The organism is Desulfobacter sp. (assembly GCA_028768525.1).
Classification (GTDB): domain Bacteria; phylum Desulfobacterota; class Desulfobacteria; order Desulfobacterales; family Desulfobacteraceae; genus Desulfobacter.
Map to the genome: position 1 here is coordinate 4,482,989 of CP054837.1, position 17,887 is coordinate 4,500,875.

Sequence of the window (17,887 nt, forward strand, 5' to 3'; positions counted from 1 at the left end):
TACGGCCCGGCCGGATAGGGTCACAATGAGACCTTGCCGGCCGGGTTTTTATGTTAAGAGGGTTGCGGCCGTAAAAACGCCGCTTGTGAATCCTGTTTAAATGCATTCATCCTTGGTGACAGGATTCAGGACTTGACCCCGCCCATGAAAAGCGGTTATCTTCATGGGATGAACGCTGATACCCCATCAGAAGGGACGGCACCGGATAGGATTTCTCAAACTGCCACGCATTCAGACAAGGTGCCGGACATCTTCGGACACAACAATAAAGCCCTGATCTCCCTTGCGGTGAAATGCCGCCTGGTCACCCCGGAGCAGGAATCCGCCCTGCTGCAAACCCTTGTCCGGAAAAGAAAAGAGCAGCCCGGCTATACGGCTGTCAGCCTGTTCAAGGAAACCAATGTCCTTTCGGAAACGGATATTGACTTTTTATTCGCCGTCCGGGAGCACCTTGAAATGAAGATGCTGGACAAAAAGTTCGGGGAGCTTGGGGTGGCCAACCGGCTTGTTGAAGCCAAGAGCGTTCAAAATGCCCTGGATATCCAGAGCCAAATTTTTAAAGAAACAAACCAGAGTAAATTGATCGGCGATATCCTTCTTGAAAACAGGGAAATTTCCAGGGCCGATAAGGCCGCCATTCTTCTTACCCAGGACCGGATCAAAGATGAATTCCTTGCCGAGGCCATGAATGATATAGCTGCATCGGAAATGGAAAAGATCAACCTGAACATGAGGTTCGGTGCCATTGCCGTGAAAAAAGGATATATTACCCTGGATCATTTGAACCGTGCCCTGGCCGTCCAGGAGGCCGAGGCAAAGGAGGGGAAGCCTAAGCGATATCTGGGCGGCATTCTCAAGGAATTGTTCGATCTTTCCGACGACCGGCTGAGCCGTATTCTTCAGATTCAGAAGGAGTTGGAGAAAAAACGGCTCTCTCTGGAAACGGCCCTTGAGCGGTACAATACCGAAACCAGCATCAATAAACGTCTGGCAGGCCTCTTTGAGTATCGGTTTGCCAAAAACAAGCTTGAGGCCCGGCTGCGGCGGAACAGCCGGGAGTTTGAAGATATCAGTGTCCCCGATCTGAAGCGGTGGATTTCATCTGTGGGCATTGTCTGGGGAATCTGTCCGGATTCAGATATTCAAAAATTTTTAACCCGTAATACTGTGGGCGATGAAATTGTCATTGCCGCGGGGCAGCCGCCGGAGCCCGGCAGCGACGGGACTCTGGAGTTCTATTTTGATACGGCAAATCCCCCCGGCGACCGGGAGGGTGAATCCGGCGCACGGTCCTTTGTCAAAAAAGGGGAGCCCATTGCCCGGCGGATCCCGGCGAGCCCAGGGAAACCGGGCAAGGATGTCAGCGGCTTTACCGTGGCTGCTCCTGAACCGCTGGAGCCCGTTCTGAACTGCGGGGCCGGCGTCATCCGGGACAATGACCTGTATTTCGCTGATGTAGACGGTTCGCCTGTCCTTTACCGGAACCGCACTCTTTTTGTGAAGGAAATGGCGGAATCCGTGCCCACCCGCCATCACACCGGCGCCATTGATACGGATATGGAAGACCGGTGGGAAGGGGTGAATCTGAGGGTGGACGGCTCTGTCCTGGCCGGCGGGAAACTCCGGTGCCGGAATCTTACCGTGTCCGGCAGTATTAAGGGACAGGTGTCTGCTGACGGGGAAATCATCGTCAAAGGAGAAATCGGGAATCCCTCCGGAGGGGATCCTGCCATCATCAGGGCGGAGGGGGATGTTCAGGCGGCTAAAACGGTCTCCAATGCGATTATTGTCACCGCTAAAGGGGTTAAGGCGCCCGGCGCGGATCTATCTGCCGCTGCTGTGCAGGCATTGGAGGATATTATCGTAAAGAATGTCCTGGATACCGGCCCCCGGCCCTGTGTGTTGCAGACCGGCAATGCACCGAATGTGAAGGCCGGGCATATATCCTCCCGGATTCGGTCCTGCCGGGATAAACTGGAGGGGCTGTCCTGCGCCCGTGAGACCCGGGAATTGGAAGACTGGTTCAGGGAACGCATGGAACTCAAGGATACCTATCTGGAACAGAATGAATTTTTAAAATATCTGTTGGCCCTGATAAAATTCCCCCCCCTGGCCGGCCTGCCCGGACTGGCGGATAAAATCCGTGCCGCCCGGACCCCCCGGAAGGAATGGGCGAACCTGCCCCGACCGCCCGAGTGTGCCTCGGAGGCATTCCGTCAATTTGAAAAAGAGTTTATGGCAACTGCCGGCAGGATGTCACCTGATGCCCTTGAAGAATATATTATTGAACAGGCAGATATAAAATACGGCATGTACAGGGCCTCAGTCAGTGCCACCCGCCGCTATAAACGGGAATATGAGGCCAGAAGGGAATTGATCCGGGAGAAAATTGACGACAGCCGGCATGGGATAAAAAAGCTCGAAAGGGAGATCCGGGCATTGACCGTTCGCAAGGATGCCGCCTCATTGAGCCGGCCTTCCGGGCCCCAAGCCGTACCACCGGCCATCCGGGTGAAAAACAAGGTGGCAAAGGGGACTGTGATCAAGGGCAAAAAAGCGGTCCTTAAGGTGGACAGGGACATTTTCGGGGTGAAGTTCACCGAATCCCACCAGACCAGTGAATCGCCTTCCCAAATCGTCATTCAAGGGTTTTATGACTAAAAATTTTTGACTTTCAATACCATCGTTGGCATACTCATTCGTATACTGTAAAAAATCGTGTTCTCCATGGGTCCGGGCCGAAACAGCGAACGGCGTCTACACAAGGCGGCAGCTTAGCCGGTGAGGAAAAGGAATAGTGTCCGAGTCAAGTCAACAATTCAATGTGTCAGGCATTACCGCCAGGCTGTTTGAGGCCATCTTGAAAATGGATGAGGGCCGCAAGAAAGATGTGCTCCTGATGATAGGGGATGAGCGGCAGTATGAGCGCCTGCCCTACCTAATGCAGATCAAGTGTGGTACGGATAAGGAATGTTTTACGGATTTTATCCTGGATATCAGCCCGGGCGGTATCTTCCTTGAAACCATCCATCCCCTCTTTGCCGGACAGAAACTAGAACTGACATTTGAGTTTAAAGATGCAGGCCATCCCCTTGTCATCACTGGAAATGTGGCCTGGATCGGTATAAACGGAGCCGGCATTCAATTTGTGTTTGACAGCCGGGAGCAGCGGGACCGGGTGGCGGAGCATATCCGTAAGCTGTATTGACGGGGGCCTGAATGGCAGACCAAACGGGAATGAAAAAAATACTGGTGGCCAATAAAGAGCCTGAAAAGGCCGAAGAAACGGCAACATATCTTGAACGGTTTTTCAAGGTCAGCACCATTTGTTCACCCAAAGCCTTTTTTGACCTGGACAGCCGGTTTGACCTGATGCTCATTGACCATAATTTCACCCCCAATTCGGGCATTGATTTTTTAATGGATATTCTGCCCCGCTACAAGCTGCCGGTATTGATGCTCACGCCGTCCGGAGATCCCCAGTGTGCGGTGGAAGCCCTGCGGGTGGGGGCGTTCAACTACATCGTGAAAACCGGGGGATATCTTAAGTTCCTGCATATTGCCATTGATGATGCGGTTAATAAATACAGGGAACGCCAGGACCTGAAACATACCGTTTCCGAGTTAAAGAAAAGGCTGTTCATCCTGGAAGGGAAAACCCGCACCCAGGGTGCCAAGCCCAAGGCGGCCGCCCCCGTCGCGGGGGACGCCGCGTCCAAAACCGAGCCCCCGAAGCCGGAGCGGAACCTGATGGAGGAGATCGTTTCCAGGTTCAAAAAAGGGGATGTCAACCTGCCCACCCTTCCTGAAATCACCATGAAATTCAACCGCCTCGTAAAAAAAGGGGCGAATCTGAAAGAGGTGGCTGATTTTTTAAAACAGGATGTTGCCATTACCTCAAAATTGATCAATGTGGCCAACTCGGCCCTCTACCGGGGCATTGAAAAGACCACCAGGGTGGAAGACGCCGTTGGAAAGCTTGGCCTTGGCAAAACCCGGCAATATGTGGAAATTATCGCCAACCGTAGCCTGTATACCTCGGACAACAAGCGTTTTGCCGGCCTGGTGGAGAAATTGTGGGAACATTCCCTGGCAACGGCCTATGCCTCGGAGTACCTGCTGAATCTGCTCCATTTAAAATCCAGTATTGATATTTTTTCCCTGGGCCTCACCCATGATATCGGTAAACTCGTCCTCCTCCAGGTGATCGGCGAACTGGAGGGGAAAAGCGGCGGCGAAAAGGTGTTCAGCCGAAAAAAAATATTAACCACCCTGAAGCAGTACCACGGCAATTTCGGGGCCGTGCTCCTGAACCGGTGGGGGTTCCCAAAGCCCTTCAAGGATGTGGCCGTATGCCACGATCATTTCCATAAAATGGATGATCCGTCGCCGGAATTTCTTTGTGTCCATTTTGCCAACCTGCTGGTGACGGCACAGGGTTTTAATATTGAGGCATCCGTGTCCGGACCGGATCTTGACAAAGTCGAGTCCGCCTATCTGCTAAGGCTGCGGCCAGACGATATTGAAGGGGTCAAAGAAAAAACCGCCGACTATATGGCGGAGATGCGGAAGGCCATCTGACACCGGAATAGGGGGGACGGGCGCCGGCTGTTGATACATGGGATAAACAGCCGGCACACCAAGGCCTAAAAGAAACGATACTCCATGGAAAGCGCCGCCGTATAATTGGTTTTGCTGTATTCGGTTTCCGGGGCACCTGAGGCAGGGTCGGCAGGTGCGGTATCAGAAACATAAAAACTGCCCATGAGACCCAGTTTGAATGCCAGCCGTTCCGTGGCCCGGTAGGTTCCGCCCACAGACAGGGTATGGCAGTCCAGCGGGGGGCTCATCTGTTCGATAATGCCGTAGTCTGCCGGATCTATTCCGGTGTCGGTGTACATATACCCCCAGGTGGCCGTCCATTTTTCATTGAAGGCATAGGCAAAGGCGATGGCGATGTCATAGGCATTATGATTCACCTTGCCATTCTGGTCACCCCAGTTTGCATCCTTTTCAAAGTAATAGGTAAAAGAAGGGCTGACGGTCAGTTTCGGCGCGGCGGCCCACTGCATGCCCAGGCCCAGTACCGCAGGCAGGTCCCTGGCGTAGCTGTGGCCGTCTTCCCGGTTGTTTTGTTGCAACAGAAAGCGTCCCATGGCATTGGTGTCTCCTGGAATTTTGGTCTCCCAGTCCAGGTTGACCCGGGTCTCATATCGCAGGGCCAGGTTGAATGCTTTATTGGGCCGGTAGTTCATGCCGAATACCCCGCCCCAGCCCTGGGCATCCTGTTCAAATTTGGCAATGATATCGCTTCCCAGGTACCCCCGGATATCCACTTTTTTTTCCGTGATCACCCGCCGGATGCCGGCAGAAAATGAAAAATTGTCGCTAAGGGCGTAGGAGGCACCGGCCGTAAGGCCGTAATCATAGCTTTCAACATAGGCATATTGGTTTTTCAGCAGATCTTCCCTGCCCAGCCCGACGCCGGTCAATTTATTGCTGACCTGGCGGGTAATGATATTCCCCTCTTTGTATTCCACTTCCCCGCCCCCGCCCGGGACGGTGAAACTGCCGTAAAATGCCCAATTATCCTTTTTATATATGGCAAATAGGGAGGGCACGACGGGATAGTTTTCATTGCCGTAATCCCTTCCGCCGGTGGTGTGGTCGTAATTGGTGGATATAAACTGGGCATCCAGGGCGCAGGTCAGCCCGTTTTTGAGCTGCATGATCCCGGCCGGGTTGTAGGCGGCGATGTCCGCCCCCTCAATGGCGCCGTTCCGGCTGGGGCCGCCGGCGTAGGCGGCCGATAAATTCTGCTTGTTATCCACCCCGCCGGCCAGCACCGCCTGGGGTACCCCTAACAAAGCGGCCGTAAGGGCCATCATTACCAGTATTTTTTTCATTTTGTCTCCTTCAACTCCAGTCCCGCATGAGAGGCATTTAGCAATGCGGATCCATCCAAATCATATATAAAATACGGAGCCGCTATTTACCGGTTATTTCCCTGTTTGTCCACCGGATTTTTGGGTTTACCGTTTTCAAAGGATTGAATTTTTGGTATTGGCATGGAAAGGGAGTTAACCTCTGTATTTTTGGGTCACAAGGGTGGTTTTTTATGGGCAGAATGGGAATAATCGCATGTGCAATGCTTTGTTTTATCTGGGTTTCAATGGTGTCCCCTCCATGTTTCGCCTCCGGGGTTGATGCGGCCAATGCCGCAGTAAAGGCATTGAAGGCGGGAGACAGGAAAAAGGCAGAAATATTGTTTAGAAGCGCCCTGAGGTCCAATGAACTCTCAAAAGAAAACTATATCATTGTGAACAACCAATTGGCAGAACTCTTGCGGTCTCAAGCCAAAAACGGCGAAGCCATTGACCGCTATTCCGAATCCCTCTACCTGATTCCGGACAATCCAGGGGCCCGGCTGGGGCGGGGCACCCTCTATCATCAAATGGGGAAATACCAAAAGGCTGTCCAGGACCTGACCCGGTACACGGAGCTCATGCCAAAAGATCCCAACGGTTATATACAGAGGGCACTGGCTTTCAGGGCATTGAACAACTTCGACCGGGCCATATCCGACATGGATCATGCCGTCTGGCTGAGACCGGGAAATAAAACCGCCCATATCCGCCGGGGGAATACCTATTTTGCAGCTGGCAACTATAATCTGGCATTGGCTGATTTTGAGACGGCCGTTAATATTGATTCTAAAAATCCCTATGCCTACCAGGCCATGGCCTGGGTCTATGCCGCCTGCCCAAACCCGGATTTCCGCAATGGAAAAAAAGCGGTTGAACTGGCACAAAAAGCCCTGAAACTCGAAAATACCACCCCGGCCGATCCGCTTTTTCCGGCCACCCTGGCAGCGGCCTATGCCGAATCAGGGATGTACCGGAAAGCCGCAGACGCCCAGAAACTGGCCATTGCCAGGGCAAGGGGGGGACAGGCCGGCATGGCGGAGCATTCCAGGAGGCTGAATTTGTATGAACAGGGGCGGCCTTACCGGCCTGAATGAACAGGCCCGTACCGGTTGCATCTGCCAGGCGTTCAGCTGGCGGGAATTAAAAAAATAAACTATGCCCAAGCGGCAGAATTCAATATGCGGAGTCTATGATATGTCAAAATTAATAGCCGGCAGAACACTGGAACAATGGCTTGAATCCCATCCGGTTCTGGCGCAGCTCATGGGCAGTGAGGAAACCTTCTGGTTCAACAGACATCCCCGGGCGGTGGCCGCCACCCTGGCCGGTCTGGATATCGGCCAGGAAGATGTCCAGGATGCGGCAGACCGCCTGGACCGTTTTGCCCCCTATATTTCACGGGTGTTCCCGGATACTGCGGAACGAAAGGGGATCATTGAGTCCCCCCTTATATGTATTCCGGACATGCAGGACGCCCTTTCCAGATACCTGGGGCTGCCCCTTGCCGGCAGGCTGATGCTCAAGTGTGACAATGATCTGCCCATATCCGGTTCGGTGAAGGCCAGGGGAGGCATCTATGAAGTCCTGAAGCATGCCGAGTCCCTGGCCGTTGAAAACGGACTGCTTTCCCCTGGCGACAATTACGCCGGCCTGGATGACAAGCGGTTTAAGGAATTTTTCGGCCGGTATTCCATTGCCGTGGGCTCAACCGGAAACCTGGGCCTGTCCATCGGTATCATGGGCGCCCAACTGGGATTCCGGGTCACGGTTCATATGTCGGCCGATGCCAAAGCCTGGAAAAAGGACCGTTTAAGGGCCAAAGGCGTTGAGGTCATCGAATACGACGGAGACTACGGCAAGGCCGTGGCCCAGGGCCGGAAACAGGCGGCGGCAGATCCTCTATGCCACTTTGTGGATGATGAGAATTCAAAGGATCTGTTCATGGGATATGCCGTGGCGGCCCTGCGCCTTAAGTCCCAGTTGGCGGACCTTGGGGTCAAACCGGATAAGGACCACCCGCTTTTTGTCTATCTGCCCTGCGGGGTGGGCGGTGCCCCCGGCGGTATCTCCTTCGGCCTGAAACTGGTATTCGGAGAACATGTCCACTGCATATTTGCCGAACCCACCCGGTCGCCGGCCATGTTCCTGGGGGTGTACACGGGGATGCTCGACGGGGTCTGTGTTCAGGATTTCGGTCTGGACAATGTCACCGATGCCGACGGCCTTGCCTGCGGGCGGCCTTCGGGATTCTCCGCAAAACGGATGAAAGATCTCATCGACGGATTTTATACCGTATCCGATGCCACCCTTTTTCGCCAGCTTGCCCTCATGGCCGATAATGAAAAGATATTCATGGAGCCGTCGGCCCTGGCCGGGCTTTCCGGAATGGCACATGTCCTTCGAACACCGGACTGCCTGGAAGGGAGCGGATGCGCAAATCACCCGGACCGGGCCGTCCACATCGCCTGGGGAACCGGGGGCGCCATGGTGCCCAGAGAAATAATGGACGCCTATTATTTAAAGGGCAAAAGCCAGGCCCGGTGAACCCCAACCCATCGGAACAGATGTGGGTTCTTGGCTGAGCGGTTCTGTCGCGGATTTGTCAAAGTCTCACCGGGTATGCTACATAATCATCCATGATGGATGATATCCCCCAGGTTGCCTTTCATAAGCCGAAAAAAGACCGGTTTGAGTTTGAGGTGCTTCCCTTTGAACACTTTTTTTCAAGAAAGATCAAACCGGACTTTCCCGTGGACCGGCCCCACCGTCTGGAATTTTATCAGCTCTTATATATCACCAAGGGAGAAGGCAGGCATTATATTGATTTCAAGCCCTATGAATTTTCCCCCGGCAGCCTTCTTTTTGTCTCTCCAGGACAGGTCCATGCCTTTGAGGTGAACCTGGAAGCGGCCGGATTTCTCATTCTCTTTACCGAAGATTTTCTGGCCAAAAACATGATCCATTCGGATATTCTCCCCTTTTCCAGATTGTTCAACTACCATCTTTATCCGCCGGTAATACCGCCGCGGGACACCCCTGATTCTGTTTTCGGCCCCATTATCAATGAGATCCATAACGAGTATATGCTTGCCGAATCCTTTGCCAAGGAGGAGATGCTCAGGACCCTGCTTAAACTCCTGCTGCTCAAGGCGGAGCGGATTAAACGGGAATTGGCCCCAGGGGAAAAGAATTCGGAATGGGTGGCCAGGTTTGGTGAATTCAAATCCCTGCTGGCAGATAAATTTGCTGAAACGCGGAATGCGCAGGCCTATGCGGATATGATGAATATCTCTTATAATCATCTCAATAAAATTGCCAAGGCCGTGACCGGCAGTACGGCCAAATCCTTTATCGACGGGTTTATCATTCTGGAAATCAAGCGGCAGCTGGCCGTATCCGATATTTCCGTCAAGGAGCTGGCATATCTTATGGGATTTGACGAACCCACCAATTTTGTAAAATATTTCAGAAAGCATACCCGTAAGTCCCCGGCCCAGTTCAGAAGAGTGCTGATGCAATCGCCGGCATTTTAAAATATCCATCTGATTCGATATTTACCATTCTTTGCCACAGATGCACCTATAAAATCGTTGTGGCAGGCTGTATTCTGGTGTCCAAATTGTGTTCCCCAGATTAAGAGGTAAAAAAATGAAGTTAAACAAAGAGATTCAAGAGGCATTGGCCAAAATCGGTTCGGTGACAATGACAACGCTGGACCAGAAAGAATCGGAGCGGCCCGTCATGCACAGCCGCATCATCAGTATCTGCGGCAGTGACGACCAGGGTATTTATTTTCTGACCATGAATGTAAAACCCTTTTACCGCCAGCTGAAGGACAATCCCGACCTGTCCCTTTGCGGGATTTACCCCTCAAGCCGTAAAACCGGGAAAAATGCCGTGGGCCAGCCTTCCTTTGCACCGGGATTTACCCTGAGGATTACGGGCCAGGCACGGGAAATCCCCCGTGAAGAGGTGGAAAAAAAAGCGGCGGCCGGCGACGGCATCCATCAGTATTTTCTTGAGGATGCGGCCCGTTATCCCGCCATTCGTTTTTTTTGTATCCATCGGGGAAAAGGGGAAATTTTCGACTTTGACTTTGAGACGGAACACCGGGACCACAAGCTGCTGCGGACAAGATTCGCCTTTGGCGGCGAGACAGTCAATCCTGCCGGCGCCCGCATCAATCCGGACGCGTGTATTGCCTGCGGAGAATGTTTTGAGGCCTGTACCTTTAAAGCCATCGTCCCCGGCGAACCATACCGCATAGAGGGTGCCAGGTGCGACGAATGCGGCAGCTGCTTCCAGGTCTGCCCCCAGGAGGCCATTGCGCTTTCGCTTACCATCTGATATTCAAATCCGATCCTTATATGAAGATGATATAACAGTAGAAGATAAGGATTTCATGCAAAGGAGCAGATATGAAAAAATGGCTGATCGAAGAGCTGATATGTCCTGAATGTCTGAAAAAAAATCAATCTCAAAGCCAGGATAACGAAATCGTACTCATCCCGGATATCATCAGGGAAACAGATACTGAAATCATTGAGGGGCGGTTGGACTGTCCCCAATGCGGCAAAGGATATGGCATCCATGACGGCATTGCCGTGGTGGTGCCGGAAGAAACACTGCCCGTCACCCGCGAGACAGCCGGATACGGATCGTTTTCCATGCTTTCCTCCTATCTGTGGAGCCATTATTCAGAGTTTTTCAACGGGCCGGATGCCACTGACGCCTATAAGAAATGGGCTGCCGCGTTTACACCACGGGCGGGATGGGCCCTGGATATCGGCTGCTCTGTGGGACGGCTGACCTTTGAGATGACCAAGACCCATGACCGGGCCGTCGGGGTGGATACCTCCCTGCCTTTTATCCGGGCTGCACGGAGGCTGGCCGCCCGGGAGCGGCTGACCTTTGATCTGGTCATGGAGGGGCAGATCACCGAGGAGCGGTCCGGGGGCCTGGATCCGGAATTTAAATTCAAAGATGCCGAGTTCATCGTGGCCGATGCCATGGCATTGCCCTTCCGGTCCCACCGGTTTGCCACGGCAAGTTCGGTAAACATCCTGGAAAAGGTGCCGGATCCGGCAGTACACCTGGGTGAGGCCAATCGGGTGCTGGACAAGGCGGAGGCCGGGTTTTTGTTTTCGGATCCCTTTTCCTGGGATGAAACAGTGAACCGCCCGGATCTCTGGCTCGGCGGTCGAAATGAAGGCCCATTCAAAGGGTTCGGCATGGACAATATCTGCCGTCTTCTTGAAGAGGGGACCGGGGTGTTTTCCCCCGGATTCAGCATCCGGGAAACCGGGCAGGTGCTGTGGAAAATCAGAAAAACAAGGAATTTGTGGGAACACATTACCTCCCAGTTTGTCATGGCCGATAGAACGGCTGATAACAGAAACGAACACAAATAAATAGGAAGGATGTTGTGGAAAAGCAGAAGCAGGGAATTTGCGGATTATGTTTTCACAGCCCCGGCTGCGGTGTGACGGTTCATTTTGACGGCCAGGGAAAAATAGACAGGCTGACTCCGGATCCAGAGGCTCCCATGGGAAATGCGCTCTGTCCCATGGCCGCCAAGGCCAGGCAGATTATTTATTCGGACAGCCGGATTAAACAGCCCCTGAAGCGGAAAGGCCCCAAGGGAAAGCTTGATTTCGAGCCGGTCTCCTGGGAGGAGGCCTTTGATATCATTGCCCGGAAAATGGATGGGATCAAGGCGGCCCACGGCCCCGAGGCCCTGGGCTTTTACGCGGGCACCGGCACCTATGAGCGGGCATTTAAAGATGCCTTCCAGCTGGGCGGATCAGAGATATACCTGGCCTCCAGCATCCTCTTCCCCTACGGTTCGCCCAATACCTTCGGTGTGGGCGCTCCCTGCTACACTTCCCTGGGGGTGCTGGCGCCAAAGCTCACCATGGGCTGCCTGCATACGGACATGTTTTCCGATGTGGACAATTCGGATCTCATCATCGTCTGGGGAACGGATCCCTCCACCTCCACCCCGCCGGAAATGTTCGGCCGCATCGTCCGGGCATCCCGGGAAGGCGCCCGGATCATTGTGATTGACCCCAGGCAGACCGCCTCGGCCAAACTGCCGGACAGCCTCTGGGTGCCCATCCGGCCGGGCAGTGACGGGGCCCTGGCCCTGGGACTCTCCCATATCCTGATCCGGGACGGATGGGTGGACCAGGCCTTTGTGGAGGACTGGGCCCTGGGATATGAGGAATTTGCCGACTATGTCAAAGAATTCACTCCCGAGCGGGTGTCGGCCCTCACCGGGCTGTCCCCCTCCCTGATCCAGGAGCTGGCCGAGGAAATTGCCGATGCAGAAGGGGCAAGCTATATCATGTATACCGGGCTTGAATACACCAAGTCCGGGGTGCAGAACATCCGGGCCGTGCAGGTGCTCTGGGCCCTGGCCGGGCAGATGGATGTGGAGGGAGGCCGCTGCTTTGTCCGGCCCGAAAACCAGATCCGGCTGAACCGGGACCACCAGATTGCAAGCCCGGGCTGGGACAAATCCATCGGTGCCGGCCATTTCCCGCTCTATGCCCATTTCTGCGGGGGAGAGCCCCATGCCAACCGTCTGCCCCGGGCCATCCTGGAGGGGAACCCCTATAAGATCCGTGGACTCTTTGTCATGGGGGCCTCCATCCTCACCTCCTGGCCGGATCCGGTGTTATGGCAGAAGGCCTTTGACGCCTTGGATTTTATGGTGTCCATTGACCTGCAGCTGACCCGGGATGCCGCCTGGGCCGATATTGTCCTGCCGGCCACCACTGCCTTTGAGCAGTCCTCCTACTGCTTTTACGGCAACGCCGTCCGGTTGAGGGAGAAAATGATCGAGCCGGTGGGCGACAGCAAACCCTGCTTTACCATTCTCACTGAACTGGCCCGGAAACTGGGGTACGGGGACAGGTTCCCGGCCACGGAAACGGAGCTTCTGGACCGGGTGCTGAAGGGCACGGGCATTACCCGGGCAGACCTGGAACAGTCGCCTCGGCTGACGGTCAGAAAGCCCGCCGAGCCCACGGCCTACCGGAAATGGGAAACCGGGCTGCTTCGACAAGACGGCCGGCCCGGCTTTGAAACGCCCTCGGGCAAATTTGAGATCAAGTCCACCATTTTAGAGGAGTTGGGATACGAGGGCCTGCCCAAGTACGAGGAGTCTTTTGAAACCCCGGTCAGCCAGCCCGGGATGGTCAACCGGTTCCCCCTGATCCTGGGTACGGGCCCCTTTAAGCCGGACATGAAATCCTGCCTGAGGGCCGTACCGGCCTTCATTGAGAAATATCCCCATCCCATGGTCCAGATGAATCCCAAGGACGCCTCGGACAGGAACATTGAAAACGGGGACCCGGTGGTGGTGAAAACCGCCAGGGGATTTGTGGAGATGCGGGCCGGCATCACCGAAAGCATCATGGAGGGATTTGTCTATGCCCCTGTCGGCGGGGGCGGGCCCCAGGGGACAGACTCCTGGAAAAAGGCCAATGTCAATGTTTTAACCGACCTTGAACAATTTGACCCCATTTCCGGGTTCCCTGTATACAAAACCCTGATGTGCCAGGTTAAAAAGAAACGGCGGCGCCGGACCATCGTGGTCCAGGACCCCAGCCTGGGCTGTGTGGGCTAGGGCGGGTCAGATGGTGTTGATCTCGGCTTCCAGATAGCTGATAAACACGTCCCTGGCATCGTTGGGCTGCGTTTCATCTGTGATCAATGCGATGGCATACATGGGCAGTTCCGGCAGGTTCAGCTGCGCCGGCGCTTTTTTCAGCCCCTCTTTCAGTGCGCCCTGGGGCAGAATCGATAATCCCATTCCCGCCTGGACCGCGGCCTGGATATTTGCAATGGAGCTGCCGGTGAACATCACCTCCCATTTCCGGTTGATTTTTTCAAGGCTCCCTGTGGCCAGCCCCCTGAAACTGCAGGGGGCCGGCAGGAGTACGAGGTTCACCGGTTCCTGGAGCAGCGCCGTATCGGTATCCCTGCCCACCACCCAGACCAGCGGCTCCCGGGTCAGGGTACGGCAGTCTCCCTGGTATGCATCTTTCCCGGTGACCACCAGGTCCAGTTCCCCTTTTTCAAAAAGGGGGATCAGGTGAATCCCCATATCCGTGCGCACCTCAAGATGGATATTGGGATATTGTTTCCTGAATTTACCGAGAATGGCGGGAAGCCGTTCGGGTAAAAAATAATCGATCAGTCCCACCTTAAGGTTCCCCGAGGCCTTGGGCGTCGTCAGCCGGCTCACCGCTTCATCATGGACGGACAGTATCCGTTCCGCCTGCTCCAATAGAAGTTCTCCCTCAAGGGTGAGTGAAAAATGTTTACTGGTCCGGTTGAAAAATTTGGTGTTCAGCCGCTCTTCCAGGCGCCGTATTTTCACACTGACCCCGGACTGGGTCAGGCCGATATTTTTTCCCGCCAAGGTGAAGCTGCCTGTTTTGGCGACTTCCATAAAACAGCGCAGCATGTCTATCTCGAGATTAATCATGGGATACATGATAATCTATCATGCATATCATGACAACTATTAATTTGCGTTATTGATAGGCGGGCTTATAATACCTTCATCATCCACGTAAACGTATTGGAGGGGAAGGGCTCCCCAGTTAATTAAAAAAGGAGATGTAATATGAAAGTTGTCGGATTTAATGGCAGTCCCAGGAAAAAAGGAAATACCGCCGGTTGTTTGCAAACGGTTTTCGCTGAACTGGAAAAGGCGGGGATCGAAACGGAGATGATTCATGTGGGCAAGGAAAAGGTCCGGGGCTGCCTGGCCTGCTACGGGTGCGCAAAAAACCAGGATAGGGCCTGCACCCTCACAGATGATCCGGTAAATGAATGGATCCAGAAAATAATAGACGCCGACGGGATTCTCATCGGATCCCCGGTCCATTTTTCAGGGGTTGCCGGCACCATGAAGTCTTTTCTTGACCGGGCCTTTTTTGTGGCATCGGTCAACGGCGGGCTGTTCCGGCACAAGGTCGGTGCTGCTGTGGCTGCCGTCCGGCGGTCCGGCGGTCTGCCCACGGTGGATACTTTGAATCATTATATCAACTATTCCGAAATGATCATGCCTTCTTCAAACTACTGGAATGTGGCCCACGGCATGAACCCGGGTGAAATGGAGCAGGACGGCGAAGGCAAGCAGATCATGGAAGTGCTGGGCAGGAACATGGCCTGGCTCATGAAACTCATGGAATACGGGCAGGGGCAGATTCCCGCCCCTGAACCCGTTGCAAAAACACTGACCAATTTTATCCGCTAGCGGTCATGAATCCAATCCATCATGCCGGGAATCCAGCATGCGCCGGCGGAGATTAATGTGCAGATCCGGGTGGGCCTTGGTAATTTCGGTGCAGGCCGGGGCCCGGCCGATGGGCATGCTGTGGCCGCTTTCTATTCGGGGCATGGTCGGTCCCTCTTGGTATTGTATCTCGCCGGTGCTCACCTGTTCTCAGGCGGAAAACCATGGCTTTTCCCCTGGGGGGAACGTCAATACCCAATAATAGAAAAAACGTGTTGAATTGATTCGCTTTTTTGAAAAATAATTTGTATACAAATACCGGTTGCCTGACCAATGCAATGAACCGATGAATCCTTAAGGAGATCTCCATGCCGTACAAGATTGTCGGGCTTTCTGCCAGCCCCGTGAAAAAAGGGAATACCGCCAGTTTTTTGTCAACCATGATGGCGGATGCCGCAGAACGCGGGCTGGAGACGGAAACCGTTGATCTCGGGGCACTTGATATCAAGCATTGCATTCACTGCAACTTTTGCCTGTCTAAACAGAAACCGGGGAGGTATTGCGCCCTGAAAGACGACGCCCAGGCCGTGTTTGAAAAATTGGAAGGGGCAGATATCATTGTGCTGGCCAGCCCTGTTTATTTCATGCGGACCTCCGGGATGATGGCCACCTTCATCGACCGGCTCCGGGTATTTATCTTCGGCAATATTGCCGGGGGCAGGCTGCGGAATAAAATCGGTATCAGTGCCGGGGTGTCCTGGATGCGCCACGGGGGGATGGAGACCACCCACCTTTCCCATCTATACGCCTTTTTCACCCTGGAAATGATACCGGCCACCGCCCACGCCTCCGTCAGTCCCATGGGGGCTTCGGCCCTCAGCAGCCGTCACGGGCAGGGAGAGTTTGACCCGGATGTCCGCCTCGGGGTAAATGAGGATGCAGCCGGATTAAAATCCGCCAGGGCTCTGCTGTCCCGGGGGATGGAACTGGCGGAACTGATTACCGGGCAGAAAAAGATGGCGCCCGGAAACCCTGAATAGAGGGAGCACGATGATGACACCGGAACACCATGCCATGCTGCTGGGCTTTTTCATCGAGGAGATCCTGAACCATCTGGGGGAAACGGGCGAGTCCGTGGTGGCCAAAGCCGTATGCCGGTACGGAGAGGGGCGGGGCCGCCGGATGGCGCAAGCGGCGGCAAAAGACTGCCGGAAGAATGATGCCCTCGGCTTCCTCCTGTATGGTGAAATCAACTGGGATGATACGGGCAACCGGTTTAAGGTCGTCCGGGGAACGCCCTTTTTTTGCCTTCGCGCCGAGAAATGCTTCTGGCACGGGATCTGGCAAAAGAATCATATGCAGGCGGCGGGGCGGCATTATTGCAGATATATTGATCCGGCCATACTCAAAGGATTCAACCCCTCCCTTGAATTTGAGGTGGCACAGCGCATGGGCGAGGGCGCAGATTGCTGCATCTTCAACTATGGGGACTGGCAGCTGGGGGTGATGGATAAGGTGAAGTACCTTTTATTAAGGTCCGCAACCCAAAAGAATGCCTTAAAATCATGGGCCTTTCATTGTGCCGATGTGTACCGGACCTTCTCTTGCGTGCTGGAAAGGGAAACAAAAGATGGCGACGCCGTCATGGAAGTTGTGCGCCGCAGATTTGAAAAACAATTTGGAAAACAGGCCGCCGGTGAATTGTCTGCTCACCTTGCCAGCGGCCGAAGGTAAAACCGTTCCCCCCCATACTCTGAGACCAGGAGTTTCCCGTCCATTACCAGTTGTTCGATACAGGTAAATGCGCCGTCTGCCTTTTTAAGATATGCCCTGACCGCCTCCTCCCGCATGGGATGGACGGCGGTGATGCTGAGGATATCCGTCTCAACGTCACCGGTGTAGGCAAACTGGTTGCCTTCATACCCGATGAGGTATTCGGTTTCCAGTCCGCGGCCGGTAAATATCTGCCAGGCCTTGTTTATTTCGGATTCTTCCGGGGGCCGGACGCTTTTGAGGGCCGGCGGCCGGGTGGGAATGCCCAGATAGGAGAGGCAAGGGTCAAGGTTTTTGATGAAATCGGCGGTTGCTTCCAGGCCGGCCTTTTTGTGGTTTATGCCTTCCACCAGCATGGTTTCCGTGACAAGGGTGCCCCGGAAGGTTTTTGAGAACAGGGTGATCCCCTCCAGAATATCCGTGAACCTGATGGTGGGGTGGGGGCGGTCTGTTCTCCGCCATATTTTTTCATCCAGGGCATCCACCTTGACCGACACCCAGTCTGCCTGTCCCAGATTTTCCCGGACATCCGGCAGGCTGAGCAGGCTGGCGTTGGTGATCACCGCAATCTTTATTCCCAGGGGGCGGAGGCAGCCGATGAGCCGGCCCAGGTTTTTATCCAGCGTGGGCTCCCCGTCGGAGACAATGGTGAGGTAATCAACGGGCTCCCCGCTGGCCCGGGCATGGGCAAGTTTCGCCCGGGTCTGCTCCAGGATCATGTCCGGATCGTAAAAGGCCCGGCGCTGGGGGGGCGCCGGGGCGGATTTGCCCAGCTGGCAGTAGACGCAGGAATAGGTGCATACTTTCGGGGGGATATTGTTGATCCCCACGCTTCTGCCCAGCCGCCTGGAGGGTACCGGGCCGAAGATCAGTTTCTGATCCGGTTTACGGAAGGCGGATTGTGTCATTGTTCCGGTTCCTTTAATATTGTCGT

The 17,887-nt window shown here is 54.4% G+C and carries 16 protein-coding genes; 12 read left to right on the top strand and 4 right to left on the bottom strand.

From position 1 onward, the window contains the following. Positions 1–144: 144 nt before the first annotated feature. From HUN04_19760 to HUN04_19770, 3 genes are all read left to right on the top strand, one after another. Complete coding sequence (locus tag HUN04_19760) at positions 145–2,661, top strand: DUF342 domain-containing protein (GenBank protein ID WDP91821.1); 2,517 nt, start codon at positions 145–147, stop codon at positions 2,659–2,661. Positions 2,662–2,797: 136 nt separating this feature from the next. Further along, positions 2,798–3,208 (top strand): PilZ domain-containing protein, encoded by a 411-nt coding sequence (locus tag HUN04_19765; protein WDP91822.1) that lies wholly within the window; start codon positions 2,798–2,800, stop codon positions 3,206–3,208. 11 nt (positions 3,209–3,219) lie between these two features. Then, positions 3,220–4,581 carry an HDOD domain-containing protein gene (locus HUN04_19770; GenBank protein ID WDP91823.1) on the top strand — a complete coding sequence of 454 codons (1,362 nt, stop codon included), beginning with the start codon at positions 3,220–3,222 and terminating at the stop codon, positions 4,579–4,581. 65 nt (positions 4,582–4,646) lie between these two features. Here HUN04_19770 and HUN04_19775 read toward each other — a convergent pair whose 3' ends face one another. Further along, entirely contained in the window at positions 4,647–5,888 is a 1,242-nt protein-coding gene (locus HUN04_19775; GenBank protein ID WDP93350.1) for an outer membrane protein transport protein, read from the bottom strand. 260 nt (positions 5,889–6,148) lie between these two features. Here HUN04_19775 and HUN04_19780 point away from each other — a divergent pair, with 260 nt between their 5' ends. The 6 genes from HUN04_19780 (at position 6,149) to HUN04_19805 (ending at position 13,560) form a co-directional block, all read left to right on the top strand. After that, complete coding sequence (locus HUN04_19780; GenBank protein WDP91824.1) at positions 6,149–7,021, top strand: tetratricopeptide repeat protein; 873 nt, start codon at positions 6,149–6,151, stop codon at positions 7,019–7,021. A gap of 100 nt (positions 7,022–7,121) precedes the next feature. Beyond that, a complete protein-coding gene (locus tag HUN04_19785) occupies positions 7,122–8,471 on the top strand; it encodes a D-serine ammonia-lyase (protein ID WDP91825.1) in 1,350 nt (449 codons plus the stop codon). A 92-nt stretch (positions 8,472–8,563) separates the two neighbouring features. Further along, positions 8,564–9,460 carry a helix-turn-helix domain-containing protein gene (locus tag HUN04_19790; GenBank protein ID WDP91826.1) on the top strand — a complete coding sequence of 299 codons (897 nt, stop codon included), beginning with the start codon at positions 8,564–8,566 and terminating at the stop codon, positions 9,458–9,460. A 115-nt stretch (positions 9,461–9,575) separates the two neighbouring features. Continuing rightward, the gene (locus tag HUN04_19795; protein ID WDP91827.1) at positions 9,576–10,274 is read left to right on the top strand and encodes a 4Fe-4S binding protein; all 699 of its coding nucleotides are present in this window, start codon (positions 9,576–9,578) and stop codon (positions 10,272–10,274) included. A gap of 71 nt (positions 10,275–10,345) precedes the next feature. After that, positions 10,346–11,338, top strand: coding sequence for a methyltransferase domain-containing protein (locus HUN04_19800; protein ID WDP91828.1), 993 nt, complete (start codon positions 10,346–10,348; stop codon positions 11,336–11,338). A 14-nt stretch (positions 11,339–11,352) separates the two neighbouring features. Next, positions 11,353–13,560 (top strand): molybdopterin-dependent oxidoreductase, encoded by a 2,208-nt coding sequence (locus tag HUN04_19805; protein WDP91829.1) that lies wholly within the window; start codon positions 11,353–11,355, stop codon positions 13,558–13,560. A gap of 6 nt (positions 13,561–13,566) precedes the next feature. Here HUN04_19805 and HUN04_19810 read toward each other — a convergent pair whose 3' ends face one another. Next, the gene (locus tag HUN04_19810; protein ID WDP91830.1) at positions 13,567–14,433 is read right to left on the bottom strand and encodes a LysR family transcriptional regulator; all 867 of its coding nucleotides are present in this window, start codon (positions 14,431–14,433) and stop codon (positions 13,567–13,569) included. 132 nt (positions 14,434–14,565) lie between these two features. On the opposite strand from HUN04_19810, the gene HUN04_19815 reads away from it, so the two are divergent. Beyond that, the gene (locus tag HUN04_19815) at positions 14,566–15,201 is read left to right on the top strand and encodes a flavodoxin family protein (GenBank protein ID WDP91831.1); all 636 of its coding nucleotides are present in this window, start codon (positions 14,566–14,568) and stop codon (positions 15,199–15,201) included. A 3-nt stretch (positions 15,202–15,204) separates the two neighbouring features. On the opposite strand, the gene HUN04_19820 is transcribed toward HUN04_19815, so the two are convergent. Further along, the gene (locus HUN04_19820; GenBank protein ID WDP91832.1) at positions 15,205–15,345 is read right to left on the bottom strand and encodes a hypothetical protein; all 141 of its coding nucleotides are present in this window, start codon (positions 15,343–15,345) and stop codon (positions 15,205–15,207) included. A gap of 203 nt (positions 15,346–15,548) precedes the next feature. On the opposite strand from HUN04_19820, the gene HUN04_19825 reads away from it, so the two are divergent. Together HUN04_19825 and HUN04_19830 are read left to right on the top strand one after the other, a co-directional pair. Next, a complete protein-coding gene (locus HUN04_19825) occupies positions 15,549–16,220 on the top strand; it encodes a flavodoxin family protein (protein WDP91833.1) in 672 nt (223 codons plus the stop codon). Between the two features lie 10 nt (positions 16,221–16,230). Beyond that, positions 16,231–16,914, top strand: coding sequence for an L-2-amino-thiazoline-4-carboxylic acid hydrolase (locus HUN04_19830; GenBank protein ID WDP91834.1), 684 nt, complete (start codon positions 16,231–16,233; stop codon positions 16,912–16,914). On the opposite strand, the gene HUN04_19835 is transcribed toward HUN04_19830, so the two are convergent. After that, positions 16,890–17,861: a radical SAM protein gene (locus HUN04_19835; GenBank protein WDP91835.1), complete on the bottom strand. Its 972-nt coding sequence runs from the start codon at positions 17,859–17,861 to the stop codon at positions 16,890–16,892. The two genes, HUN04_19830 and HUN04_19835, sit on opposite strands and share 25 nt — an antisense overlap. Between the last annotated feature and the right edge of the window lie 26 nt (positions 17,862–17,887).